General features: G+C 61.0%; 2 protein-coding genes. Both read left to right on the top strand.

Annotation, left to right across the window (positions count from 1 at the left end):
- The first annotated feature begins 39 nt into the window (after positions 1-39).
- Positions 40-417, top strand: a complete 378-nt coding sequence (locus tag HMPREF3036_RS12455; RefSeq protein ID WP_255358805.1) for an NAD(P)-binding protein — start codon at positions 40-42, stop codon at positions 415-417.
- The coding region (locus HMPREF3036_RS06350) for an FAD-binding protein (protein ID WP_156469761.1) at positions 302-1,237 on the top strand (936 nt) is incomplete at its 3' end. The genes HMPREF3036_RS12455 and HMPREF3036_RS06350, both read left to right, overlap by 116 nt.

Raw genomic sequence — 1,237 nt, 5'->3', positions numbered from 1 at the left:
GATCCCGCAACGCTTCCCGTCAAAAACCTCAAGGTCGACGTGATCTTCGTCGGTGCGGGGGGTACGGGTCTGGCCGTTGCTGTGGCCGCGCGCCTTGCCGGCGCCGAGGTGCTCGTCATTGAAAAGCTCCCGATGGTGGGCGGCAGCTCGCTTTTGCGGGTGGGGCCATTGCTGCTGGAGAATCCAATGCTCAGAAGCAAGCTGGAAGCTAGGGGACCTCGACCGAGGAGTTTGTCAAGATCTGGCTCAATGACCAGAAGCGCTCCTCCGCGGGCGGCGATTCCTCCGTCTTGTGCGCGCCATGGCCAGAGAGTTTACGGTGACTGCCAACTGGCTCGAAGACAAGATCGGCCACAAGTATGCGACCCCGCGTCCCTTTGGCTACGGTGGGTCCGACTTTGCGCATGCGCCTGCTGAATCCCCCGTACCCGCATCCAGCCGCGGTTCCTCTCCTGCCGGCGGCAGGTTCGTGATCCAGAACCTGATGAAGTTCCTTGATGCCCATCAGGTGCCCGTCATGAAGGGGACGCCTGCGGACGACCTCATTTTCAATGAAAAGGGCGACGTAGTCGGCGTCAAGGCGCACAACGGCAAGCTTCGCTATGAAATTTCGGGCAAGGCGGTCGTGCTCGCCACGGGCGGCTTCCCGCACAACAGGGCGATGCTTGAGAAGCTGGTGCCCGACTATGTTCCCTATGCCGACCTGTCCGTTGCGAGCATTGGCGACACGGGTTACGGCATCAGCATGGCCGTCAGGGCAGGTGCGGCTCCCTACACGGATGCCTGGGTGATCGGCCTGTACCTCAACAGCGAAAAGAAGGAACTCAACGGGGTCATCACGTCGAAGGACAAGTACAAGGACCGCGTCTTTATCAATGAGAAGGGCCTTCGCTTCACGAACGAAAACCTGCCGTATCTCACCGACGCCGTCGTGAAGGAAAAGGCCGTCTGGGGCATCGCTGATTCGTCTGATCCCGAAAAGGTGAAGGCCGCTCTCAAGTACAACGACCCGAAGTACGCTGTCAGGGGCGACACCTGGGAAGCGCTCGCTGCCGCAATGGGCGTGCCGCCTGATGCACTCGCCAGGACGATGAAGGATTACAACGCCGCTTGCACGACGGGGGACGACAAGGCGTTCGGCAAGGCCAAGGAGTTCCTGAAGCCGTTCGCAAAGCCTCCCTTCTTTGCGGTTCGCGTGGTGCCCAAGACGGGCGGAACCATTGGCGGCGTGAAGGTC

Origin of the sequence: Sutterella sp. KLE1602 (assembly GCF_001578585.1) — a bacterium.
GTDB lineage: Bacteria > Pseudomonadota > Gammaproteobacteria > Burkholderiales > Burkholderiaceae_F > Sutterella > Sutterella wadsworthensis_A.
This window is presented reverse-complemented; position numbering and strand designations above follow the sequence as displayed.